The organism is Chryseobacterium tructae, assembly GCF_030409875.1.
GTDB lineage: Bacteria > Bacteroidota > Bacteroidia > Flavobacteriales > Weeksellaceae > Chryseobacterium > Chryseobacterium tructae.
Genome location: NZ_JAUFQR010000001.1, coordinates 401,662 through 424,845, shown reverse-complemented (window position 1 = coordinate 424,845; position 23,184 = coordinate 401,662). Strand labels below are relative to the sequence as shown.

23 protein-coding genes and 2 pseudogenes are annotated in these 23,184 nt (G+C 34.3%); 16 read left to right on the top strand and 9 right to left on the bottom strand.

Translation table 11 applies throughout. The annotated features are described in order from the left end of the window. Positions 1–21 precede the first annotated feature (21 nt). Entirely contained in the window at positions 22–501 is a 480-nt protein-coding gene (locus tag QWZ06_RS01955; protein ID WP_290295471.1) for a lipocalin-like domain-containing protein, read from the bottom strand. Between the two features lie 198 nt (positions 502–699). Between QWZ06_RS01955 and QWZ06_RS01950 the strand changes: the two genes are divergently transcribed. From QWZ06_RS01950 to QWZ06_RS01940, 3 genes are read left to right on the top strand one after another with little or no spacing between them, the layout of a single operon-like run. After that, positions 700–1,677: an acyltransferase family protein gene (locus QWZ06_RS01950; protein WP_290295470.1), complete on the top strand. Its 978-nt coding sequence runs from the start codon at positions 700–702 to the stop codon at positions 1,675–1,677. A gap of 24 nt (positions 1,678–1,701) precedes the next feature. Beyond that, positions 1,702–2,457: a glycosyltransferase family 2 protein gene (locus QWZ06_RS01945; RefSeq protein WP_290295469.1), complete on the top strand. Its 756-nt coding sequence runs from the start codon at positions 1,702–1,704 to the stop codon at positions 2,455–2,457. Further along, positions 2,457–3,083, top strand: a complete 627-nt coding sequence (locus QWZ06_RS01940) for a deoxyuridine 5'-triphosphate nucleotidohydrolase (RefSeq protein WP_290295468.1) — start codon at positions 2,457–2,459, stop codon at positions 3,081–3,083. The genes QWZ06_RS01945 and QWZ06_RS01940 overlap by 1 nt, the downstream gene beginning before the upstream one ends. Here QWZ06_RS01940 and QWZ06_RS01935 read toward each other — a convergent pair. The 7 genes and pseudogenes from QWZ06_RS01935 to QWZ06_RS01910 form a co-directional block, all read right to left on the bottom strand. After that, a complete protein-coding gene (locus QWZ06_RS01935) occupies positions 3,075–4,313 on the bottom strand; it encodes a 3-deoxy-D-manno-octulosonic acid transferase (protein ID WP_290295467.1) in 1,239 nt (412 codons plus the stop codon). The two genes, QWZ06_RS01940 and QWZ06_RS01935, sit on opposite strands and share 9 nt — an antisense overlap. A gap of 11 nt (positions 4,314–4,324) precedes the next feature. After that, positions 4,325–4,792 (bottom strand): DUF1648 domain-containing protein, encoded by a 468-nt coding sequence (locus QWZ06_RS01930; RefSeq protein ID WP_290295466.1) that lies wholly within the window; start codon positions 4,790–4,792, stop codon positions 4,325–4,327. A 3-nt stretch (positions 4,793–4,795) separates the two neighbouring features. After that, a pseudogene (locus QWZ06_RS01925) lies at positions 4,796–5,511 on the bottom strand (C40 family peptidase). An 85-nt stretch (positions 5,512–5,596) separates the two neighbouring features. Next, positions 5,597–6,244 (bottom strand): O-methyltransferase, encoded by a 648-nt coding sequence (locus QWZ06_RS01920; protein ID WP_290295465.1) that lies wholly within the window; start codon positions 6,242–6,244, stop codon positions 5,597–5,599. A 138-nt stretch (positions 6,245–6,382) separates the two neighbouring features. Next, on the bottom strand, positions 6,383–6,538 hold the full coding sequence (locus QWZ06_RS28100) for a CCPGW family putative bacteriocin (protein ID WP_435384111.1): 156 nt from the start codon (positions 6,536–6,538) through the stop codon (positions 6,383–6,385). Between the two features lie 483 nt (positions 6,539–7,021). Continuing rightward, positions 7,022–9,516 (bottom strand): annotated as a pseudogene (locus tag QWZ06_RS01915) (M1 family metallopeptidase). 213 nt (positions 9,517–9,729) lie between these two features. After that, the gene (locus QWZ06_RS01910; protein WP_290295464.1) at positions 9,730–10,563 is read right to left on the bottom strand and encodes an OmpA family protein; all 834 of its coding nucleotides are present in this window, start codon (positions 10,561–10,563) and stop codon (positions 9,730–9,732) included. Positions 10,564–10,650: 87 nt separating this feature from the next. On the opposite strand from QWZ06_RS01910, the gene tilS reads away from it, so the two are divergent. The 11 genes from tilS to QWZ06_RS01855 all read left to right on the top strand — a co-directional run bounded on the left by tilS (position 10,651) and on the right by QWZ06_RS01855 (position 20,892). Next, positions 10,651–12,003: a tRNA lysidine(34) synthetase TilS gene (gene tilS, locus QWZ06_RS01905; protein WP_290295463.1), complete on the top strand. Its 1,353-nt coding sequence runs from the start codon at positions 10,651–10,653 to the stop codon at positions 12,001–12,003. Next, positions 11,976–12,536, top strand: a complete 561-nt coding sequence (locus tag QWZ06_RS01900) for an RNA polymerase sigma factor (protein ID WP_290295462.1) — start codon at positions 11,976–11,978, stop codon at positions 12,534–12,536. The genes tilS and QWZ06_RS01900 overlap by 28 nt, the downstream gene beginning before the upstream one ends. A gap of 79 nt (positions 12,537–12,615) precedes the next feature. After that, a complete protein-coding gene (locus QWZ06_RS01895; protein ID WP_290295461.1) occupies positions 12,616–13,575 on the top strand; it encodes a redoxin domain-containing protein in 960 nt (319 codons plus the stop codon). Positions 13,576–13,887: 312 nt separating this feature from the next. Then, positions 13,888–15,843, top strand: coding sequence for a protein-disulfide reductase DsbD family protein (locus QWZ06_RS01890; RefSeq protein WP_435384110.1), 1,956 nt, complete (start codon positions 13,888–13,890; stop codon positions 15,841–15,843). 246 nt (positions 15,844–16,089) lie between these two features. Beyond that, positions 16,090–16,965 carry a hypothetical protein gene (locus tag QWZ06_RS01885; protein WP_290295460.1) on the top strand — a complete coding sequence of 292 codons (876 nt, stop codon included), beginning with the start codon at positions 16,090–16,092 and terminating at the stop codon, positions 16,963–16,965. Further along, entirely contained in the window at positions 16,863–17,648 is a 786-nt protein-coding gene (locus QWZ06_RS01880) for a T9SS type A sorting domain-containing protein (RefSeq protein WP_290295459.1), read from the top strand. Before QWZ06_RS01885 ends, QWZ06_RS01880 begins: the two co-directional genes overlap by 103 nt. Positions 17,649–17,818: 170 nt before the next feature. After that, positions 17,819–18,337, top strand: a complete 519-nt coding sequence (locus QWZ06_RS01875) for an ExbD/TolR family protein (protein ID WP_290295458.1) — start codon at positions 17,819–17,821, stop codon at positions 18,335–18,337. A gap of 108 nt (positions 18,338–18,445) precedes the next feature. After that, entirely contained in the window at positions 18,446–19,228 is a 783-nt protein-coding gene (locus tag QWZ06_RS01870) for an alpha/beta fold hydrolase (RefSeq protein WP_290295457.1), read from the top strand. Positions 19,229–19,232: 4 nt separating this feature from the next. Beyond that, positions 19,233–19,397 (top strand): hypothetical protein, encoded by a 165-nt coding sequence (locus QWZ06_RS01865; protein WP_290295456.1) that lies wholly within the window; start codon positions 19,233–19,235, stop codon positions 19,395–19,397. Between the two features lie 374 nt (positions 19,398–19,771). Then, entirely contained in the window at positions 19,772–20,044 is a 273-nt protein-coding gene (locus tag QWZ06_RS01860) for a hypothetical protein (RefSeq protein ID WP_290295455.1), read from the top strand. Between the two features lie 44 nt (positions 20,045–20,088). After that, positions 20,089–20,892 (top strand): patatin-like phospholipase family protein, encoded by an 804-nt coding sequence (locus QWZ06_RS01855; protein ID WP_290295454.1) that lies wholly within the window; start codon positions 20,089–20,091, stop codon positions 20,890–20,892. 17 nt (positions 20,893–20,909) lie between these two features. Here QWZ06_RS01855 and QWZ06_RS01850 read toward each other — a convergent pair whose 3' ends face one another. Further along, positions 20,910–21,914, bottom strand: coding sequence for a DHH family phosphoesterase (locus QWZ06_RS01850; RefSeq protein ID WP_290295453.1), 1,005 nt, complete (start codon positions 21,912–21,914; stop codon positions 20,910–20,912). 235 nt (positions 21,915–22,149) lie between these two features. On the opposite strand from QWZ06_RS01850, the gene rpmH reads away from it, so the two are divergent. Together rpmH and QWZ06_RS01840 are read left to right on the top strand one after the other, a co-directional pair. Further along, on the top strand, positions 22,150–22,308 hold the full coding sequence (gene rpmH, locus QWZ06_RS01845; protein WP_034701860.1) for a 50S ribosomal protein L34: 159 nt from the start codon (positions 22,150–22,152) through the stop codon (positions 22,306–22,308). Between the two features lie 154 nt (positions 22,309–22,462). Next, positions 22,463–23,173: a cell division ATP-binding protein FtsE gene (locus QWZ06_RS01840; protein ID WP_290295452.1), complete on the top strand. Its 711-nt coding sequence runs from the start codon at positions 22,463–22,465 to the stop codon at positions 23,171–23,173. Positions 23,174–23,184: the final 11 nt, after the last annotated feature.

Sequence of the window (23,184 nt, the reverse complement as noted above, 5' to 3'; positions counted from 1 at the left end):
ATTATATCTTGAAGTACACAATTAAGGTTTAGGACTTACTCTTTTAAAAGTGATCGTTCTTGTTTTAAATATTGTAGGATCTTCAGTTTCTACTCTTATAGATAAATTAAGCGTAGTAGCATCGATTGTTACAACCTTTGTATTTACGGGTTCTACCACTCCCTGATATTTCATTTGTAGAGTTTTAGCACTTTTATCATAGCTGTAAGTGAAATTCTTATCAGGTAAAATATTACAGGCTGTCCCTGTAGTGGGATCCTCTACATCCATTCTTTTTCCAGCGATCTCAGTGTTGAACCACCATCTTGATTGTTTCTGACAGTCGGTATAAGTAATCACATCTGAAATTGGCTGCTCGCCTACCTCAACGGTAGTAACCACCTCTTTTAACGGTTGCCAGAATCCTATAACAGGTTCATCTATAACAATATCGTTACTGTTATTACATCCAGTAGTTATCAATAATGATAAACCAAAAAATAGTAGTGCTAATTTCTTCATAGATTATTTTTTTCAAGCGCTAAAATTATAATTTTTTTGATTTATTTCACTATTTTTTGTGAAAAATTATTTTATCAGCTTTTATTTATACATATTTTAAAACAACAAGAGGCCATATTGCCTTTATTTAACAAATATTGAACCTCTGAAAAGGGCTCTGTTTTATTAAAAAAGTTATTTTTGTAGTAAAGAAAAAAAATGCAATCTATAACGAAAAACAATTTTGACTTCATTCGTGTTCTCCTCGCTTTTATTGTCTTTGTTGGACACTTGGGTGCGTTAAGTGCTTCTGATAAGCTCTTATTTTTAACACACAGCCCTGTTGAAGTTGCCGTTTTCTCGTTTTTCGTTGTGAGTGGTTTCTTAATTGCAAGAAGCTATGAAAGGTCTTCGAGCCTAAAAAGCTACGCTAAAAAAAGATTTAACAGGATTGTTCCTGCTTACCTGCTTGTTGTATTTCTTTGTGCCACTCTTCTAAGCCTTGTAAGCACTTTACCATTTTCTGAATATTTCAGCAATACTCAGGTTTATAAATACCTTTTCTGGAATTCATTATTCATGAATTTCAAAGCTCCATGGCTTCCGGGTGTATTTGGAAACCAAGCCGTAAACGGGGCTTTATGGACGCTAAAGATTGAAATGTGTTTTTATATAGCAGTTCCATTGATGTTTTTATTGTTTGGAAAGAACAATAAATACCGCACCATCAGCCTGATTGTTTTGTATTTTCTTTCCTTGGTTTATCTTAATTATTTTGAAATGACTGGAAAAGCCGCTCTTTCAAGACAGCTTCCGGGTTCATTATGTTACTTTATTGGAGGCATGCTATTGTATTTCCATTTTGAAAAATTCATTAAACATAAAAATATACTCTTTATCATTGCTATCATTACAGTCTGGATTGATCTTATTTTTAAAATAAAACTTTTCTCTCCGATAATGATCAGCATTATTGTTTTGTATATTGCTTACTCCTTCAAATTCCTGAATAATTTTGGAAAATACGGGGATTTCACTTACGGAATTTATATCTTCCACTTCCCTATTATCAGGGTATTTGCAACCCTTGGACTTTTTGCGAACTACAACCCATACCTTATGAGTATTGTGTGTATGTTCGTCGTAATCGGAGTAGGAGTAGCCTCATGGCATTTTTATGAAAAAAGATTTTTATAATTTTACATAATATTTGAAACACGAATGAAAGACCTTGTCTCCATCATCACTCCCTGTTACAATTCTGCTGAATTTATAGAAGAAACGATACAGTCTGTCCTTAGTCAAACCTACGAAAATTGGGAATGGCTGATTACTGATGATCTTTCTAAAGATAATACGGTGGAAATCATCCGAAAATACAATGATCCAAGAATTAAGCTTCAGGTTTTGGAAAAAAATGGAGGGGCAGGCAATGCAAGAAACAACAGTCTTGAAAGAGCTGAAGGAAGGTATATTGCTTTCCTGGATTCTGATGATTTCTGGTATCCGGAATACCTTGAAACTATGACAGATTATATGAAGGAGCACAATGCAGAGCTTGTATACTGCAATTATTCAAGGTGTAATGAGCAGCTACAACCCATCTTAAAAGATTTTCTTGCAGATAAAATAGTTACTTTTTCCAATCTATTGAAAACATGTCGACTGGCGCCGGTTTCTACCATGTATGACACCAAAAGGGTCGGAAAGTTTCTATTCCCGGTAAAAAGTAAACGAGAAGATCATGTGATGTGGTTAAACCTACTAAAAGTGGTTCCTGAGGGAATGCCTATCAATAAAACAATGGCCAAGTACAGAATGCGCGAAAACAGCGTTTCCAGAAATAAAAAGAACATCATTAAAGATCAATATCTGGTCTATAAGGATTTTATGGGATTTTCTACTGTAAAATCATTGTACTACACCGTAAATTGGGCATTAAATGGGTTCATGAAATATTCAAAAATATTTAATTAATGGAGTATTCAAAAGAGTTTAAAGCAGCGTTGAGTGCTTTTTCCAGCACAGAAAAGGATAAACTTATTTTCAGACTCCTGAGAAAGGATAAATTATTATCTAAAAAACTGTATTTCGAGCTTATTGATCCTGAAACAACCGATGATAAGAGGAATGCAATGGAAGAGATTGTGGAAGAAAAGATCGTATTAGCCTCCAAATATATTGGCAATACTAAATACTTTTTGACCATTATCCGAAAAATAAGTGCGGAAGTCACCGAACACGTTAAGATAACAACGGATAAATTTGGGGATGTTTCCCTGAACCTGTTAATGATTGACAAGATTCTGGATTATAATAATGATCTCAGCAAACAAAGGTTTGATAATGTTTACAAACTCTACATTTATATCATCAATAAGATATTCAAATCCTTGATATTGATTAAAAAACTGGATGAAGATTACTGGATGGAATTTGATGAACTTCTAAGAAGCCTGGAGCAAAAAATATCTGAGAATCATTATCTTCAAAAACTATGCATCAATAACGGGCTTGATTTCAATTGGTTTGAGTGCGACAGTATTCCTGAGAATATTGATCAAATTATGAAGGAGATAAAAAGTCAGGGATTCTTAAGATAGAATCTTCTGTAGGATCATTGCTGTAGAATCAGGCTTTTCATCAACGAATTTACGGGCATTTTCAGACATTCCGGCAAGTTCTTCTTCGTTTTCCTCATTGGCTAAAAACAGAACAAATTCTGCGGCTGCATATTCGTCAGCAAAAGACTTTCCTCCATTTTCGGAAATAAGATCGTCTGCTTCCGGATTCTTTTTGTAATGATTTCCAAAAACAACAGGAACACCAAATGTGGCTGCCTCCAGAATATTATGAAGTCCGGCATCATGGAAACCTCCTCCAACAACTGCGATATCAGCATAGGAATAAAGTTTTGACAACAGACCAATACTGTCTATGATTAAAATTTGAACGGTAGAATCTAAAGTTTGAGAGCCTTTGATCTGACTATACAGCAAAGCATCAGGAAATATATTTTTCAGGTGTTCTACTCTCTTTAAATCATGAGGAGCAATGATTATTTTGAGGGTATTATTTTTACGGGAAATCATTTCTGCGATTTTCTCTTCGGCCTGCCATGAGCTTCCAAAAACAACGGCTTTATGATTTCCAATAAAATCGTTAATATGGGCCACATGATTATCACGACTCCTAAGCTGCTTTACTCTGTCGAATCTTGTATCTCCTGTTACAGAGGATTTCACCAATCCAACACTTTTAGCTAAAGCCATGGAAAACGGGGTCTGATGAAAGAACCAGTCTACATCTTGCTTAAGTTGCTTTACAAACCACTTCCCATAAGAGGTGAAAAACGATTGTCTTTCATAGAACAGAGCAGAGATCACATAGATCTTTGCATTTTTTTCTTTAAGCGCTGCAAGCAGATTATACCAATAATCGTACTTCACCGTAAAGAATAGTTGAACATCAAATTGTGATATGAATTCGGCTACAGTACTTTTTTTATCAAATGGCAAATAGCAGATCACATCTGCAATATGTTTCTTTTTAATCACATTCTCATATCCTGACGGAGAAAAGAAAGTGAGCAGAATTTTACAATCCGGATATTGATCTTTAAGCTTTTCCAACACAGGCAATCCTTGTTCATACTCGCCTAAGCTGGCAGCATGCATCCAGATAACCTTATCTTTTTTTGAAAAAGCAGATTTTACTTTATCTAAAGAATGCTTCCTTCCATCAACGCCTTTTTTAGTTTTATCATTAAATAACGAGAAAACTTTCATTCCGAAAATGAGAAGATTAATAAATATGTTATAGAATAATTTCAATGTTGATTGATCTAGTCATTAGATTTTGTTATACCCTCCTGAATTGATTTTATAAGTCCTACTCCAAGTATCACAAACATCACTCCTAAAATAAAGAAAATTGCATTACTAAGTTCCGTTTGCTTTCCTTCTGCAACCCGAATACTTTCAATAATAATATCCAAAAACAAAACCATCACGGGAATTTCCAATGAAAAGAGATACAGTTTCAAAGTCTTTTTATTTCGAAAGCTTTTGGGAACATTTACGAAGGGAGAGTCTGGATTTTTAGAAGCCCAGATAAAAATAAAATGAACAAAAGCTGCAATACATGGCAACAACCAGATCATTAATTTTCCGGATTCTCTATTGACTTTACCCTGAAAGTTAAAATGAGTAGGAATGATTTCAGGCAGCCCAGCATATTTCACTCCTGTAAAAACCCAGATGACAATAAGCAAAATGGTATTGACAATTAGCAAAATACTGGAAGTTTTCATATTTTAAATAATACTTTTAAGCACTCTAAGTTTATGAGTATGCTTATTCATTTCTTTATTAAAAATTCCTGTAGAATCTAATGTATCAATTCGCACTTTTCCTGAGGCATGAATAATCTTCTGATTCTCCAGCATAATTCCTACATGAATAATCTTTCCATCAGCATTTTCAAAAAAGGCTAAGTCTCCCGGTTTTGTTTCTTCTACAAAAGTAAGATCTTCACCTACTTCTGCCTGTTGTGAAGCATCTCTTGGAATCTTAATTCCATGAACTTTATAAACCAATTGGGTAAAACCAGAACAGTCTACTGCAAAAAAGCTTTACCGCCCCATAGATAAGGTACATTAAGGAATTCTTTGGCTGTAAGAGCAACACTTTCCCTCACATCATGACTTCTTCTTGAAGCTACCACAGGAAATTCCACTTCAGATCCTATAGATAGTAAAGTTTTGCCATCATTCATCAATACAGAAGAAAAATCTTCCGTCACTACAGTCACTTTTCTATTGGCCAGCTCTTCATCTGTTACAAGTTTTAGCTGCTTGGTGTCCATCCATCCTTCATAGCCATCATAGTGCATTTTTATTTTAGTCCAGTTTTTATTAACTTCTAAAATATCTACACTTTCTCCAAACAATATTTCCGTAACAATTTCTGCCCTGTCTGAACCTTCTGCCCGAACAGGTGCTACTGTTACGATACAAATTCCTTTATTCATTTTATTCATTTAGAAATTAGGAAAATTAAGAGATTTAGAAATCAGATTATCGCTTAATTTCTAAATCTCTTACTCTTTCATTTAATTACTTCCTGCGAAGGAAGTTGACTCCATCCCGCAAAGGTAAAATAAGATTTTCAAAATCTTCGTCTTTTGCTGCTAAATCATTTAATTCCTGAATAGATTGTGTAGATTTCAATTTTGGATTTTCCTCCAACACTTTTCCATACCATAGAACATTGTCAAACATCACTACCGAACCAGACTTTGTATGAGGTTTTAGCAGCTTAAAATATTCTGCGTAATTTTCTTTATCAGCATCTACAAAAATCAAATCAAAAACCTCATCGGTTTCTTTTAAAAATTCTTTAGCATCCTGAAGTTTAAAATTAATCTGCGCAGCATATTCGCTAGATTCGAAATATTTTTTCGGTAAATAAGCTAGATCTTCATTCACATCCAATGTGGTAATTTTACCATCTTTTGCCAATCCTGATGCAAGGCACAAGGTAGCATATCCTGTAAATGTTCCGATTTCAAGAACATTTTTAGGCTGTATCATTTGAGATATGATCGTCAGTAACCGTCCTTGTTGATACCCCGAAATCATATGAGGCTGCGTCGTTTTCTGATAAGTTTCTCTTCTCAGCTTTTTTAGAATTTCGGATTCTGAGGAAGCGTGTGCTTCCAAATATCTATCCATTTCAGGATTCTTTTCTTCAAAAAAACTCATACCATTTTAATTTAAACAAATTTAAGGATTTTAAACTTCTTTTTAAATAAACTGCCTCTGTTCAGGATAAGATACAAAAAAGAGAAGAATTAATTCTTCTCTTTTTTCTTAGGCGTATCTAAATTTTATGTAAAATTATTATACAGCTATACAATATTGTCTTATACCAGCACAAACCCAACCTGGGCAACATTTTGTCTGTGGGCTACTACAAAATATCTGTGGATTACACCCATTAATAGCACCTTTTACAGTTTTCATTTCTCCTCTTGAAAGTTTTTTTGAATTTTTCATATTATTTTGTTTAGTATTAATTTCCTACTCTTTAAGATTTTCGGATACCTCTGTTTTATTTATCTCTCATTATAGAGACTTAAATATACACATTCTTTTATTAATCAGATAATTATATTAAAAATAAAACATTTTATAGAATTTGATAATCTAATACTCGGGAAAAATCCCATACAAATTACCGTGAAAATACGGATGTTTTTTATCTGGTATTAGTTATAAGTTTGCAAAGAGAACAAAGGGTAAAAACACTAGAAAACTACATGATTGCAGAAGATCAACCACAAACTAACCATGAGAATCAAAAACACGTACTTCTGAAAAGCAGTACAAAGCCTTCTGCAAACAAAAACAAGACTGAAATATCCAATTCTTTTTTGAAACGAATTATTTCCCTTCTGAAAAAAGAAGAATTAATTTGATTAAAAAAACAAATCCCGAAGAAATTCGGGATTTATTTTTGGAGGAACTCATCTACAAATATTATTTATACTCCTCCATTATCTCTTTCAACAGATCAATCTGCTTGCTGACACTTTCTTTGTTTTGCGTCGTATTTCTCAAAAGCTCATTCTTTTTATTCAGTCCGGTTTCCAGCATTGTATAAATCGCTTTTTTAGTTTCGGCACTTTTTGTCATTTCAGGCTTTGCCTGATTTAATATCCTAACAACTCCATTTGTAGCAGCAAAATTATCTGATTCCATAATCCTGTTAAAGCCTTCTTCTGCATATTTTCCTAATTCCGGATCACGAGGTTTTACCAGTGGATAAAAAGCGACAATAGAAACAATATATTTCATTTGGGAATCTATTTTATTTTCTACAACAATAGGAAGCATTTTGATAATCATGCTTCTGGAAGCCTCCGAGAGATCTACCTTATTACTCAGTGTCTTAATTTTTGAAGGATCTGTAGCAATGATCGCAAGTAGTGAGTTTCCTTTTACGGCATTGGATACTGCATTTATTCCTTTTTCAAACAATGGCAGATATTTTTTATTTTTTGTCTTTGCCAGAGCAGAAATAGCCGCCGCTTGTACCAATGTTTTTGGATCATTACCCGCTAATTTCTCTACATCAGCTGCCAGGTTTTTATTTTGGAGTTCATTATTAAGATCTGCTATTTCCAATGCCCTTATTCTTAGCCTGAAGAAAGGATCTTTTAAAGCAGCAGATAATAGTTTCACCGATGTAGGATTATTCAAATCTTCTTTAACCCTAGCCAATGCTTTATATCGACTTAAAAACTCTTTGGAATTGGTATACTGCATCAGATTCTGTTCTGTAGTTTTTTTATCTATAATTTCGGAAAGTAATATTCCATCTGCATTGATATTGATCAAATCCGGTTTCTGGGAAGCACTAAAACTAAAAGTATTTTTTGTCTGAGCATTCACCCACACATTATACCGCATTGGCTTTCCTTTATCATATACATCTATTGCCAAAGGAAATTCGAAAGGTTTTTCTTGCAATTGATTAATTACTACTTCCACTTGTTTTTTAACAGGTTCAAAAGTATATGAATAATCTAATTTGGGATTTCCGCTTCCGTAATACCATTGGTTAAAAAACCAATTCAGGTCTTTTCCGGATATTTTTTCAAATGACAATCTTAATTGCTGAGCCTCTGCATTTTTATATTCGTAAGTTTTTAGAAAATCACTTGCCCCTGCAAAAAAAGCATCATCACCCAAATAGTTTCTCAGCATATGAAGAATTCCACCTCCTTTCTCGTAGGAAACCACATCAAAAACATCTTCAGGAGAATCATAACTAAACCTTACAAGATCTTTCTTAAATCTGAAGGGCTGTTGAAATACTTATTGGCATTAGACAACAAATGATAATCTGCCTGATCTTTCCCGTATTTGTATTCGTTCCAGAGATATTGAGAATAGTTAGCAAATGATTCATTTAGCGTAAGATTACTCCAGCTCTCAGCCGTTATCAGATCTCCAAACCAATGATGAAACAGCTCATGCGCAATATATTCTTCCCATTTATTTTCATCTATTAGTTGCCCTGGTTTCTGCATTACTCCCATATTATGAAGAGTAGCAGTTGTATTTTCCATAGCTACGCTTGGATAATCTCTTCCGGAAATTTGTGAATATTTTGGCCAGGGATAGTCATAATTTAACTTCTTGGAGAAAAAGTCCATCATTTCAGGCGTATTTCCATAGATCTGCCTTGCATAAGGTTCATATTCCTTTTCCACGTAATAATCTATCGGAATATTTCTCCATTTATCCTTTACCACACTATATTCTCCTACGCCCATAAAGAAAAGATAAACCGAATGTCTTTTATCCATTACCCAATGATCCGTTCTCATATTCCCGGATTCTTTCTGGGATTCTTTTAAAATACCATTAGAAAGAGTTATGTATTTATCTGGAACGGTCATATAAATTTCCTCGGTAGTCTTTTGATTGGGCTTATCTATGGTAGGAAACCAAACTGATGAAAATTCAGATTCTCCATCTGTCCAGATTTGAGTAGGTTTATCCGGATCTTTTCCATCAGAATTAATAAAATACAATCCCTTCGCTGGGCTTCCTTGCTTTTCTACTACATTCGGCCGGGAAGTATATTTGATATAAACTGTATAGTCCTGGCTTCGGTCATATGTTTTATCAAGATTGATTTTCAGAATATTGTCACTATAACGATATTGCAACGGAATTTTATTGCCATTCCTATCCATTGCCACTTCATGAATCAGCATTCCTTTAGCATCCAGTACCAATGAGTCTGAAGGATAAAAATAAGGTGATGCTGTGAGCCATTCTTCTCCATTCATCTGTTCCTTTTGGTAATCAAAATTCACCTTCAGCTTGGTGTGCTTCAGTTCTGTACTTTTTGTGTGGGTTGCTTTATATATTTTTTCTCTTCCCGAAGTCTCCGTTTGTGCAAAAGCTGTTCCGGGCAAAAAGAAACCTAATAAGCTTACCGATAGAATAATTCTTTTCATGTGATTATTATTTTCATTGGTGAATTGCTGATAAGCGGTGGTAATAGGCATCCTCAACATCAATGCATCTCATTGATTCCCAAAGGCTGTATCAAATTTATTTTAAATAAGTAGGACTATTACTTTAAACGTTACATCCAAAAGAGTACAATTTATTGGATAAAAAAAAGATCCTGAAAAATCAGGATCTTTTTTTACTCTATTGTTTAGTAGTTATTTTTTCGGGGCAATATCCATAAGCTTCATAAACTCATCCAGCTTAGGCATAATGATAATTTCTGTTCTTCTGTTTTCAGATCTTCCAGAAACACTCATATTGGTTGCTTTCGGGTTATATTCAGAACGACCGCCTGCTGTAATTCTTGCAGGATCTACACCAAACTGAGTCTGAAGAACCTTAGCGACAGAAGTACCTCTTAATGCGGAAAGATCCCAGTTATCTCTTGGCAAGTTTGCAGAATTTAATGGAGCATTATCTGTATTACCTTCAATTAATACTGAATATTTATCATAATCATTGATTACTTTCGCTACCTTACCTAGCACTTCCTGAGCCGCCGGTAAAATATTGTAATCTCCTGTTTTGTATAACATTTTATCAGAAAGAGAGATCATTACTACTCCTTTCAATACTTTCACCTGTACGTCTTCATCTGATATGTTATCTAAAGATCTCTTCAGCTTGTTAGATAAAGCAAGATTTAAACTATCGTTTTTAGCATTGTTTGAAATTAACTGCTTAATATATGAGTTGGAAGCATTAATTTCTCCTACAAGCTTGTCAATATTAGCAGAACTTTTTCCTGTATTGGAAAGACATGCATCCAATGACGATTTTAAAGCATCATGCTGGCTTTTTAATAAATTATTTTCACCTGATAATGCAGAGTTTTGAGATTTCAAATCCTGAATTTCTCTCTGTCTCTCTCCGATATTTTCAATACATTGCTTATAGTTTGTGCTTAAGGCATCATACTGCTTCTTGCTCACACAAGATGTCATCCCCAACGCCATTGCAGAAACCGCTAAAATTTTTAAAATCTTCATAAGTAATCATTTTTAGACTACTCAAAGTTAGGGAAATTCAATTGAATTATATGGATTATCTTTGCATAAAAGAAATTCTCAACATCTATGTTGAAAAAATTAAGCTTCAGAAAACAATTAGAAAATCTTATTCAGCAGCCTGAAAATCACCACTATCTTTTAGCGGTGAGCGGAGGTGCAGACTCTATGGTTCTAGCCTCTTTGTTTAAGGATTTAAGAGATGAAAAACAGAATCCCGAATGTTCATTTCAGATCGCTCATATTAATTATAAACTTCGTGGAGAAGATTCAAATCAGGATCAAAAAGTAGTGCAGGATTTTTGTGAGAAAAATCATATTAAGTTTCACTTGTATGAAGTTTCGGAAAAGGATAAAAAACCTGAAAATTCTATTCAGCTTTGGGCCAGAGAACTCCGATATGCCTTTTTTAAGGAAATTCAGGAAAAAGAGGAACTGGAATTTCTTGTTACTGCCCATCACCTTAATGATCAGCTGGAGACTTTTATCATTAATCTTTCCAAAGCTGCCGGAATTAATGGGCTAAGCGGTATTCCTGCCAATGATAATCATATCCTTCGTCCGCTGTTATCCTTTTCAAAACAGGAAATCTACCAATTTGCTGAAGAAAATAATATTGAGTTTCGGGAAGATCTTTCCAATAAAAAGAGTGACTACCTAAGAAACAAGATCAGAAATGAAATTGTTCCCAAATTACAGGAAACCAATAATCACTTTTTGGAAAATTTTAAAAAAAGTTCTTTATACCTAAACCAAACCAAAGATTTTGTCCAGAAACAAATTCAGGAAATAGAAAATCGTCTAACGATATTTAACCCAGACCATAAAATCTTATCAAAGGAAAAGCTGGATCAGGAAAGCGATTTCGTGAAATTTGAAATTTTAAAAAAATACGGGTTCAACCAAGAGGAAGAAATTCCCAAAATTTTTAAAGCCGAAAATAACCGTTCTTTCTTTTCAAAAGAATATCAGTTGATCATCAATCGTGATGAACTGATTTTTATGGAAAAAAATAATGTATCGGAAATCGAAGAAGAAATAATACTGATCAATCATTTTGATTTTTCCGAAAACCAAACCATCATCAATCTCGTAAATCATATTGAAAACGTTAATGAATTCAATAAAAGATTTGAATGGGATTTTGATGCTGAAAAGCTTCACTTTCCACTCTATTTGAGAAAACAACAGGATGGAGATGAGTTTTATCCAATAGGTTTTTCGGGTAAAAAGAAAGTTTCTAAATTTTTTAGAGACGAGAAACTATCTGTTCTGAGAAGAGAAAAAAGTTGGTTATTGTGTGATTCAAGAAACCATATTCTGGGAATAATTCCTCTGAGACAGGACGGCAGATATCAGACAGATAGAAATACTCAAAAAAAGATAACTGTAGTATGGACAGAAGAACAACTAACTCGTTAGCTGTAGATGACTTTAAAAAAGACAGCAATATAGCTTTTGGTGTTTTATACCAACAGTATTTCGGGTATACAAAAAAATTTATCCTTAAAAACAAAGGCAATGTGGAAGACGCAGAAGATATCTTCCAAGATGCATTGCTGATCCTCTATGAAAAATTGCATGCTGACAATTTCAAAGTCCAAACCTGCCTGGGAAATTATCTCATTGGAATTTCTAAAAATTTGTGGTTAAAAAGATTGAGAAATAGAAATTTTTATATAGAATCTCCTGAAAACTATTTCACAGAAAATTATCAGGAAATAAATTCTGCTATCGAAAATGAAAAGTATTATTGGGAAAAACTGGTTGGTTATGTTAACTCTATCTCTCTGCATTGTCAGAATCTGATTCATGATATTTTTATTGAAAATAAGAGTATTGAAGAAATCCAGAACAAATACAAATATTCCACCAAGCATAATGCTCAGAACCAAAAATATAAATGTGTTGAACAAATCAAAAAAATAAAAAACAATAGCATTTTTTTAGCCTAAAAATCAATACATTACATAAAATAATCAAAATAACGGGTGATTTTTCATTTTAAATGGAACATATAAAAAAAGAAACATTATGTTCAAAAAAATAGTATTGAGTCTCCTCATATTAGCAGGAGTTTTATTTAATGCACAAAACACTGGTATCAATTTTCAAAAAATTGATTTAGAGGCAGCGAAAAAAATCGCAGCTAAAGAAAATAAGCTTATTTTCATTGATTTGTATACTACCTGGTGTGGACCTTGTAAGCTCATGGCAAAGAATACCTTCACCGATCCCCGAATTGGAGAAATGTTCAACAAAAATTTTGTAAATATTGCTATAGACGCTGAGAAAGAAGGTGTAGAATTGGTAAAAGAGTTTAAAATTGTAAACTATCCTTCTTTTTTATTCCTGGATCCAAAGGGTAAACTGGTTCAATATGATTTTGGATATTATAATCCAGAACAGTTTTTAGAAGTCGGAGCATCTGTTTTAAGAAAAAAAATGTCTCCATCCAGTAAAACTCTTGATCAGGTAAAAGGAAAAATGATTGGAGATAAGATTGATAATTTCAATGCTAAAGATCACTTGGGTAATACATTTTCTTCAGCGAAAGAAAACAAAAAAATGGTTGTTGTTTTTATCAGAGGGCAGTGGTGTCCATTTTGTAATAAATACATCGAAACATTACAAAATATCGCACCTGACTTAAAATCGAAAAACGCTCAACTCGTTATTATATCCCCTGAAAAACCGGAGTTCATAGAAAAAACAATGAACAAAACAAAAACCGGGTATACTGTTTTATATGATGAAGGTTATAAAATTGCAGAAGCCTTTGACGTTCTTTATACCCCTGATAGTAAAACCCTAAATTTCTATAGCTCAAAGCTGAAAGATGACTTCACTAAAAGCAGATCAGATAATTCGGGAAGGCTTCCTGTTTCTGCAACATTTATACTTAATGAGGCTAAAGAAATCACATGGAGACATTTTGACCCAGACTATAAAAAAAGAGCTTCTATAGAGGATATTTTAATAAACTTAAATTAATTCTTTGCAAGCATTACATCCTGAAACAGTGTTCTTTATTAACAAAATCAATAATGGTTTAGAAATAAGAGAAGAAGCGATGCTTTTGTTACAATTCCAGTTGAAGGCTCAATATTTTACCCATCTGGACTAAAAAGAAAGTTTCTAAGTTTTTTAGGGACGAAAAATTATCTATTTTAGCGAGGCAAAAAATCTGGATAATGGCTGGCAGCAATGATTTCATACTTGGGACCATTCCTTTCAGACAGGATAGAAGATATATAAAGAATGAGAAGGCTCAATGAAGTCTTAAAATTTTTAATGAAATGAACAATGAAATTTAGAAATTGGTTTTTATTAATTCTGCTGTTTTTAGCAACAGGGATTAATGCGCAGATAAAAAATCCTGTAAAATTTAAATTCACCGTTAACGATCTTGGCAACAACCAGTATGAAGCGGTTTTGAATGCGACCATGGAAAGTGGCTGGCATATCTATTCAAAAGATCTTCCTGAAGATACAGGAATTCCTACAGAGTATAAAGTTTCAGGGAAGAATATTGAACTTATCGGAAAGTTTACCGAAGTAGGTAAAAAACATGAAGAATTCTCTGAAGCTTTTGGAGGAACTATTGTTTTTTATTCCAATACGGCTGGATTTAAACAAAAATTCAAACTAAAGGATCCTACAAAACCGGCTGATGTTATTTCCGAAATTACTTACCAGACTTGTGATGACAGGGTTTGTCTAGCACCCAATACGTTAGAATTCAATCAAAAGATTACTCCAAAAGGAGCTACAGAAGAAGCTGCAGAAGAAACTAAAGAACCTTCAAAAGATTCTGTAAAAGCAGTGGAAACAGTCACTGAAGACCTTACAAAGACAAAGATGACTGTTACAGAAATGTCAACTCTGGATCCTAAGAAGCTGAAAATTGAAACAATAGACTTTAAAAATCCATTAACTGATTGCGGGACAGCTTCTACTAAGGTAGATGAAAACTACTGGACTTATTTATTCTTAGGTTTCATTGGAGGTCTAATTGCATTATTGACGCCATGTGTTTTCCCTATGATTCCTTTAACGGTATCTTTCTTTACGAAAGGAAGTAAGGATAAAGCAAAGGGGAAAAGAGATGCTTTGATCTATGGATTTTTCATCCTGCTTATTTTCGTTTTATTGAGTATTCCTTTCCATATTATTGATGGAATTGCAGGAAATATTTTCAATGAGATCTCTACAAGTGTTTGGCTGAATATTGCCTTCTTTATCATATTCATTTTCTTTGCCGGAAGTTTCTTCGGGTATTACGATATTACATTACCTAGTTCTATTGCCAATAAGTCTTCTAAAGCTGAGGAAGCAGGAGGAATCATCGGTATCTTCTTTATGGCATTGACACTGGTAATCGTTTCTTTCTCTTGTACAGGCCCAATTTTGGGAAGTTTATTAGGAAGTGCTGTAACAGGTTCTTCAAATGTTCCGATGTTGTTAACGTTTGCACTGGCTGGATTTGGTTTAGCATGGGCTATCATTTTCGGACTATTGGCATTATTCCCACAGGCATTACAAAGCCTTCCAAAATCAGGAGGCTGGATGAATACCGTAAAAGTTGTTTTAGGGTTTGTAGAATTGGCTTTGGCATTAAAATTCTTATCAAAAGCAGATCTTGTATCTAAGACTTTCTTCTTAAAAAGAGAACTTTTCATCGCTATATGGATCATTGTTGCTTTAGGGTTAGCTCTATATTTATTCGGGTTGATCAAGTTCCCACATGATGATAAAAAGCCTAAAATTTCAATCACCAGAAAAATATTAGGTGCATTAGGTATCGGTTTCGTGATCTATCTGATTCAAGGATTAATTCCTTCTGACAGACCAAAACTTCAATTATTAAGTGGTATTCTGCCTCCATTGAACGTAAGTTATTTCCATGATGAAAAAGAAGGTATTTTAGGAATGCATCCTGAACACGATTTCTTTAAAGCAATAGAAGTAGCAAAAAAAGAAAACAAACCTATCTTAATTGACTTCACAGGTTACGGTTGTGAAAACTGTAGAAAAATGGAAGAATTTGTATGGAGCGAACCGGATATTTTACCGATCCTTCAAAATGATGTTGTCTTAGCTTCTTTATATGTAGATGATAAAGAAGAGCTTCCTGAAGATCAAAAAACAAAGATTGATCTTGGGGACGGACAAATCAAAAAAGTGAAACGATTGGGGATAGATGGAGCTTATTCCAACAGGTTAACTTCAACAACAACTCTCAACCACACTATGTTTTAATTACTCCAGACGGAAAAGTGATCAACACGCCTGTTTCCGGATATATGCCGAAGGAAGACTTCAAGAAGTTCCTGGAATGCGGAGTCAACTTCTTCAAAAAAAACAAATAAATTATTTTATATAAAATTTTAAACTCACACTGAAAAGTGTGAGTTTTTCTATTATCAAATTAAAATATTTAACAATAAATTATCAAATACATAAAATTAATTATATTTGAATAACTAATACCAAAACCAAATATTTATGAGAAAATTCTACTTTATTCTTTCATTCTTCATTCCGTTCATCCTAACTGCTCAGACAGCTCCTTCTATTCAATGGCAAAAAACATTAGGTGGAAGCCAGGAAGATGTTGCCCGATCTATTCAACAAACGTCTGATGGTGGATACATTGTCGCAGGGCAAACCTGGTCCTCTGATGGGGATGTCGCTTTAAACCATGGGTTAATTGATTATTGGGTGGTTAAACTAAACTCTAATGGAGATATCAGCTGGAAAAAATCATTGGGTGGAAGCAGTGGAGATGTAGCCAATTCCATTCAACAAACCTCTGATAATGGATATATTATTGCCGGCTATACTTATTCAAAGGATGGCGATGTAACTTTAAACCATGGAATTAGTGACTGCTGGATTGTAAAATTGAATGAAATGGGTGATATACAATGGCAAAAATCGATGGGTGGAAGCAAAGGTGAAGGGGCAATGGATATCAAGCAAACTTCAGATGACGGATATATCATCGCAGCATTATCCAACTCTAATGATGGTGATCTCACTACAAATCATGGAAATAACGATTTCTGGATTATTAAAACAGATTCTAATGGAAATATACAATGGCAAAAATCTCTAGGTGGGAGTAAAAGTGATATTCCACACTCTATACAACAAACTTCCGATGGTGGATATATTGTCGCCGGAAGTACTGAAGATGCTGTGGATGGAGATATTACTGAATCTTACGGGAAAAGAGATTCTTGGATTGTAAAGTTGAATTCGAATGGAAACATCCAATGGCAAAAACTATGGGCGGGGTTGGAGATGATCATGTTCAATCTATCAGGCAGACTTCTGATGGCGGATATATTACTGCAGGAGGATCTACTCAGTCTATAACAGACACCATATTGACTTATCCTCAAATACCCAATTACTGGATTGTAAAATACAGTAATATGGGAGAAATGCAGTGGCAGAAAAGATATGGCGGCAGTCTTAACGAAGGGGCAATAGACATTCAAGAAACCAATGATGGTGGATACACTATTCTAGGTACATCCAGTTCATCAGATGGGCAAGTTATCATGAATCATGGTAAATTTGATTATTGGATTGTAAAAATAAACAATACGGGAACGATTCAATGGCAAAAATCCTTAGGAGGAACAGGCGATGATATGGCCTCTAACATTCAAAAAACTTCTGATGGCGGGTTTATTATTTCAGGCCATACTTCATCAAACAATGGGGATATTACTAAAAACCATGGAGATAGAGATTACTGGATTGTAAAATTAGCTCCTGAACAACGAGAGGCCTCAAATGTGATAAAAATCAAACTTACCCCCATCTTATACCCTAATCCAGCAAGGGATTTCATCTATGTAGAACGTCTGCCAACAGATGTCCCTACTGAAATTACAATAACAGATATGGCTGGTAGAAAAATTTTCTCACAAAAATATCAGGAAGAAAAAATAAGAATAAATACTGCAGCTTTTCCACAAGCAGCTTACGTTATACAAGTAAAAATTAAGGATGAGCTTATCTTCTCTGAAAAAATCATTATTAGAAAATAAATAGTCAATCCAAATAACTTTAACACTATTTAAGCCTGCCTATTTAATAAATCTTTTAAATTATTACATATTTTGAATATTAGGTATGAACTTTGCATCAATTCATCAAAATCACGATCGGATTTTCAAAGTTTTCACCAAATACCGTTTAACATTTTAAAATATTAATTATGGCTGAAGTAATCGCACAAGAGCAACAAGGCGGAAAGCAAAAAAAGAAATTAATTAAAATTGACATGACCCCAATGGTAGATCTCAACTTTTTACTATTGATGTTTTTCATGTTTACCACAAACTTTACGAAACCCAACGTGATGGATCTTGGGCTTCCTGCAAAAGGAACTCCACCAACCACCACCCCCGTAGTGGATCAAAAAAACCAGGTCACATTTATTCTTGGGAAAGATAACAGAGTATTTTATCACCAAAGCAATGCAGCTGATTTAAATATCACCAACCTTCAGGAAACTGATTTCAGTGGAGTAAAAGTTTCAAAAATCATTTCTGAAGCCTACAAAAACGCTCCTAATCCAGGAATTTTCACAGTAATTATCAAACCTACCGATGATGCCAACTACAAAAACTTTGTAGACATCCTGGATAATCTGGCTATCGCTAAAAAAGAACGTTATGGAGTAGCTGATATTAAACCTTGGGAAACAAAAATTTACCAACAATTAACTCAATAAAAAAGGAAGAGCATTTTTAAAATGCTCTTTTTTGTTTACATTTGAAAGAACAACAAGATTACAGCAAACTCAATGCTGTACTATTTTAACTCTATAATTTTTGGAATCATGCTCAACTTTGAAAGAAAAGGAAATGGAAAAGAAACGTTAGTACTCCTTCACGGCTTTATGGAAAATCTATCCATTTGGAATGATATGGAGCCTCATCTTTCCAAAGATTTCTCATTGTTAAAAATTGACCTTCCAGGTCATGGACAATCTGAAATTCTGGGAGAGATCCACACTATGGAATTGATGGCCGATGAAGTCAAAAAGGTATTGGATAACCAAAATATTAAAAAAGCCCATGTACTGGGACATTCCATGGGTGGATATGTATCGTTGGCTTTTGCTGAAAAACATCCAGACTACCTGAAGAGCTTAACACTATTCTTTTCCACCTATTTTGCTGATGATGAAGAAAAACAACAACAGCGCATCAAAAGCTACAGAATTATTAAAGATGCCTTTCCTCATTATGTCAGAGCCGGAATCCCAAACCTGTTCAATCCTAATGAAAGAGATATTTTGGAAGGGAAAATTGAAACTGCGCTGGAAACTGCACTTTCCACGAATAATATGGGAGCTCTTGCCTGCGTAAAAGGCATGGTGGAAAGAACCGATAAAAAACATATCATGCAAAATCTGGAAGCCAAAATCCTTGTATTGGCCGGCAAACATGACAATGCTGTAAAAACAGATATTACCATTAAAAATCTTCCGGACAGAACGAATATCAAATCCTATGTATTAGATTGCGGTCACAACGGTCATTGGGAAAAACCTGGTATCTGTGCAGAAATTATTAATACCGAACTTTTACATAACCTTCCTAAAAAATTAGTATTGTAAAAATATGAGAATTGCCATCATTTCTACCCTTCTGCTTTCATTTCTAAGCTGTAAAAAAGACAAGCAGTCCAATAGCAATACTGTTCCGGTCGATACCGCACAAGTATCAACACCTAAAACGGATACTTTAACAGCCAAGCCTCCTCAACAGGAAATGTTCAGTTTGTAACGGAACTATGCAATAACAAGGGGTATTTTGATAGTAATAAATACTCCAGAGAAGAAATTGAAGGCACTTATAAACTTTGGTTTGAACTAAGTGGCTCTTTATTAAATACACCATTTGTACACAACCTTAAAGATCTTACAGAAGTAAGAAATAATCAAGATAAAGTTCTCGCAAAGCTGGATAAAGATTTTGCTAAAAGAAAAGCTCAGATCCAGAACCTGAAGGTTGTAAACACGCCTTACTGGCAGGACATCAAAAAGAAAACCTATGAAGAGCTTGTTCAGACCTATGAAAAATGGAAAATTCAAATTGTCGCTTATTCTAACCCCTCCGTTTTACTCAAAAATGATAAATGCCAAAACTTTTCTAAAGCTTTGAATTCAACTGATGATCAAATGTTTGCAGAATGGAAAAAACTCAGAGAAGAAATGAGTAAAAGAAATGGGAATCCGCAACGTGTAATGGATGAGTACAATGAGCAACTTAATTCATCAGACAATAAAGACTATGCCATCATTGACCTGATGACTTTTGGCTGGGGTAATTGTGTGAATGATAAAATACAGAGAGTTTCTCATGATGAAAAAATAAATGATGAATTCAATGCTTTATTTATCAAGATCGATTCCGAATGTGACGAGCCTTAAACATTGATAAAATTCCTGTATATTAGTAAGGTATAATTTTCGAAATGGGCTTATTCTCGTTCAAAAAAAAGACACTCCCGAAACCTCCGGTTATCGGACTTACACTTTCAGGCGGAGGAATGCGTGGAATTGCCCATATTGCCGTTTTGAAAGCGCTGGAAGAGTATAACCTTAAACCACACATTATATCAGGAACCAGTGCAGGATCTATTATTGCTGCTTTTTATTCATTTGGAAAAACACCGGATGAAATGATGGATATTGTACGACAGACTTCTTTTTTTTCACGATCTGCCTTGAAATTATCAAAAAACGGCATCTTTAGTTCCAATTTTATTTTAAAACTATTTAAAGATTATTTCCCTGAAGATAATTTTAATATATTAAAGATCCCAGTGTATGTGGCTACCACAGAAATGACTCATGGGATTGTTGATTTCTTTTCTGAAGGAGAACTTTTCACTCCGCTTCTTGCTTCTTCAAGCGTTCCGTTCATCCTGCCTCCCGTAAGAATCGGAGAGAAAATCTATGTAGATGGCGGTGTTCTTGATAATCTCCCCATTGAGCCCATCATGGATAAATGTGACTTTCTCATCGCCTCTCATGTCAACTCAATAAGCTATGACGAACTCAATAAGATGAGCCTGATGAAAGAATTTGACCGAATTCTCCACTTAGCCATTGCAAAATCAGTGTATTCCAAGGTGAAGTACTGTAATATATTTTTAGATCCTCCTAAAATGACAAAATACAGTCTTTTCAACAAGAAATATATGGATGAAATGTTTCAGCAGGTATACGAATACACCTGCATGGAGCTTGAAGAAAAAGGACACTCCAAATTGTAAGAATTCTCCCTTTTAAACTACAAATTCTCTTCAATTAATCTCGTTTTGAATATCTCAATAGTTCCAGGTAAAGAATCATCAGATTTTCCTCCTGCCGCATTAATATGCCCGCCGCCGTTAAAATATTTTCTGGAGAACTGGTTTACATCCATATCATCTTTACTTCTGAATGAAATTTTAATAAAATCTTCATACAGATCTTCCATAAAGAATGCAGACATCTTCACTCCTGCGATACTTAAACCATAGTTTACAAAACCTTCGGTATCCCCTTTCTGGAAACCAAATTCTTTAAGTTCGTTTCTTGTAAGGCTAAGGATAGCGACTCTCCCTTCATTCACCACTTCTATCCTTCCTAAAACTAGAGCAAGCAAATGAAGACGGGAAACGGTATTGGTATCCCAGGTATTAGAAGTAATCATTGCCGGATCTGCTCCTTTTTCAATTAAGTTGGCAATGATCCTGTGAGTAGTAGCACTTGTTGAACGAAAACGGAAACCTCCTGTATCAGTCATAATACCTGTATACATACATTCTGCCATATCCTGATTAACCAGTTTTTCATCTCCCATTGCTTCAATGAAATGATAAATCATCTGTGAAGTGGCAGGAATAACGGTATCTGAATATACAAAATCGAAAGGCTCCGGCTGTTGGTGGTGGTCAATAAGAATTTTCTTTCCCTGAGCCTTTACCAGCCAATCGCCCAATAGCCCGATTCTTGAAGGAGAGTTAAAATCCAGACAGAAAATAACATCTGCAGCCGCAATCATATCAGCCGCCAGCTTTCTTTTATATTCTGCAATAATTACTTTTTTAGATTCAGGCATCCATTTCAGAAATTTCGGGAAATCGTTTGGCACAATTACTTCCGCATAGATTCCTTTTGCCTTTAAATAATGTTTCAATCCCAGGCTGGAACCAATAGCATCACCATCCGGATTATAGTGGGTAAGAATAACTATTTTATTTTCAGGTGTTAGTAATGTATTAATTTCTAAAAGTTCTGCTGGTGTAAACATCTTGTGTTTATTTTCGTTAAAATTTAAGTTTTCAAAGATAGAGCTTTTATATAAATCATTTAAATATTATTTTTGCACGGAGAAATTCAGGTTTCTATAAGGGTTTGTAAATCTTGGAGTAAAAAACACTATAGATAATTTTAAAAAAAGATAATTAAAGTTTGTAACTTATAAAAATTTATATATCTTTGCAACCTGAAAATTAATAGATTAATTACGATTTAAACATATAGTAATGAGTAAAAGAACATTCCAGCCATCAGAAAGAAAAAAGAGAAACAAACACGGTTTCAGAGAAAGAATGTCTACGCCAAATGGAAGAAGAGTTTTGGCTGCTAGAAGAGCTAAAGGCAGAAAGAGTTTAACTGTAAGTGCTGCACGCGCTAAGAGATAATCTTTTTATTATCATATACAAAACATGCTTGAAGAGTTTCTTTTCAGGCATTTTTTGTTGTTAAAATTTATTAAAATTAGAGCCCAATAGACATCTTTTTTCTATTTTTAAAGATTGAAAATTTTTTGTTAGAAATAGCCTTTAAAATTAAATTATGCCACATACAAATATCTCCGGAGACAATATTATAAGTTTACAGCACGCTAAAATTGCTCAAAAAAACTTCACTGTTCTTTCTGATGTAAATCTTAACATTAAAAAAGGTAGATTCTGCTACCTTATTGGAAAAACAGGTTCCGGAAAAAGCTCCCTTCTGAAAACACTTTATGGACACATTCCATTAGCTTCAGGACACGGATCTGTGGTAGGATTTGATATTGCTAAACTAAAACCATCTGACATTCCTAATCTAAGAAGAAAATTAGGAATTGTATTTCAGGATTTCCAGTTACTTTCCGACAGAACTGTTGAAAAGAACCTTAAATTCGTTTTGGAAGCCACAGGATGGAATGATAAAACAAAAATAGAAGACCGAATCAATGAAGTATTAGGCAGTGTGAACATGAAGAGCAAAAAGCACAAAATGCCACATGAGCTTTCTGGAGGTGAACAACAACGTATCGCGATCGCCAGAGCCTTGCTTAACCACCCGGATCTTATCTTAGCGGATGAACCAACAGGAAATCTTGACCCTGAAACTTCCAACGAAATCATGACCTTATTAAAGCAAGTTGCCCTTGAAAACGGTGCTGCTGTAGTAATGGCCACACACGATTACCATATGATTCAAAACTTCCCTGGTGAAGCTATCAGATGCGAAGATGGAAAAGTATCAGTATTAGATACGGCAGAACTATTTGAATAAGAATAAAAAGG

Excerpts from the sequence above, each read along its gene's own strand:
- tilS (WP_290295463.1), top strand. The coding sequence starts at position 10,651 with ATGTTGAAAAAATTAAGCTTCAGAAAACAATTAGAAAATCTTATTCAG.
- QWZ06_RS01855 (WP_290295454.1), top strand. The coding sequence starts at position 20,089 with ATGGGCTTATTCTCGTTCAAAAAAAAGACACTCCCGAAACCTCCGGTT.
- rpmH (WP_034701860.1), top strand. The coding sequence starts at position 22,150 with ATGAGTAAAAGAACATTCCAGCCATCAGAAAGAAAAAAGAGAAACAAA.
- QWZ06_RS01850 (WP_290295453.1), bottom strand. The coding sequence starts at position 21,914 with ATGTTTACACCAGCAGAACTTTTAGAAATTAATACATTACTAACACCT.
- QWZ06_RS01920 (WP_290295465.1), bottom strand. The coding sequence starts at position 6,244 with ATGAGTTTTTTTGAAGAAAAGAATCCTGAAATGGATAGATATTTGGAA.
- QWZ06_RS01890 (WP_435384110.1), top strand. The coding sequence starts at position 13,888 with ATGAAATTTAGAAATTGGTTTTTATTAATTCTGCTGTTTTTAGCAACA.
- QWZ06_RS01865 (WP_290295456.1), top strand. The coding sequence starts at position 19,233 with ATGAGAATTGCCATCATTTCTACCCTTCTGCTTTCATTTCTAAGCTGT.
- QWZ06_RS01945 (WP_290295469.1), top strand. The coding sequence starts at position 1,702 with ATGAAAGACCTTGTCTCCATCATCACTCCCTGTTACAATTCTGCTGAA.
- QWZ06_RS01870 (WP_290295457.1), top strand. The coding sequence starts at position 18,446 with ATGCTCAACTTTGAAAGAAAAGGAAATGGAAAAGAAACGTTAGTACTC.
- QWZ06_RS01950 (WP_290295470.1), top strand. The coding sequence starts at position 700 with ATGCAATCTATAACGAAAAACAATTTTGACTTCATTCGTGTTCTCCTC.
- QWZ06_RS01840 (WP_290295452.1), top strand. The coding sequence starts at position 22,463 with ATGCCACATACAAATATCTCCGGAGACAATATTATAAGTTTACAGCAC.
- QWZ06_RS01910 (WP_290295464.1), bottom strand. The coding sequence starts at position 10,563 with ATGAAGATTTTAAAAATTTTAGCGGTTTCTGCAATGGCGTTGGGGATG.
- QWZ06_RS01875 (WP_290295458.1), top strand. The coding sequence starts at position 17,819 with ATGGCTGAAGTAATCGCACAAGAGCAACAAGGCGGAAAGCAAAAAAAG.
- QWZ06_RS28100 (WP_435384111.1), bottom strand. The coding sequence starts at position 6,538 with ATGAAAAATTCAAAAAAACTTTCAAGAGGAGAAATGAAAACTGTAAAA.
- QWZ06_RS01900 (WP_290295462.1), top strand. The coding sequence starts at position 11,976 with ATGGACAGAAGAACAACTAACTCGTTAGCTGTAGATGACTTTAAAAAA.
- QWZ06_RS01940 (WP_290295468.1), top strand. The coding sequence starts at position 2,457 with ATGGAGTATTCAAAAGAGTTTAAAGCAGCGTTGAGTGCTTTTTCCAGC.
- QWZ06_RS01930 (WP_290295466.1), bottom strand. The coding sequence starts at position 4,792 with ATGAAAACTTCCAGTATTTTGCTAATTGTCAATACCATTTTGCTTATT.
- QWZ06_RS01880 (WP_290295459.1), top strand. The coding sequence starts at position 16,863 with ATGGCAAAAACTATGGGCGGGGTTGGAGATGATCATGTTCAATCTATC.
- QWZ06_RS01895 (WP_290295461.1), top strand. The coding sequence starts at position 12,616 with ATGTTCAAAAAAATAGTATTGAGTCTCCTCATATTAGCAGGAGTTTTA.
- QWZ06_RS01885 (WP_290295460.1), top strand. The coding sequence starts at position 16,090 with ATGAGAAAATTCTACTTTATTCTTTCATTCTTCATTCCGTTCATCCTA.
- QWZ06_RS01955 (WP_290295471.1), bottom strand. The coding sequence starts at position 501 with ATGAAGAAATTAGCACTACTATTTTTTGGTTTATCATTATTGATAACT.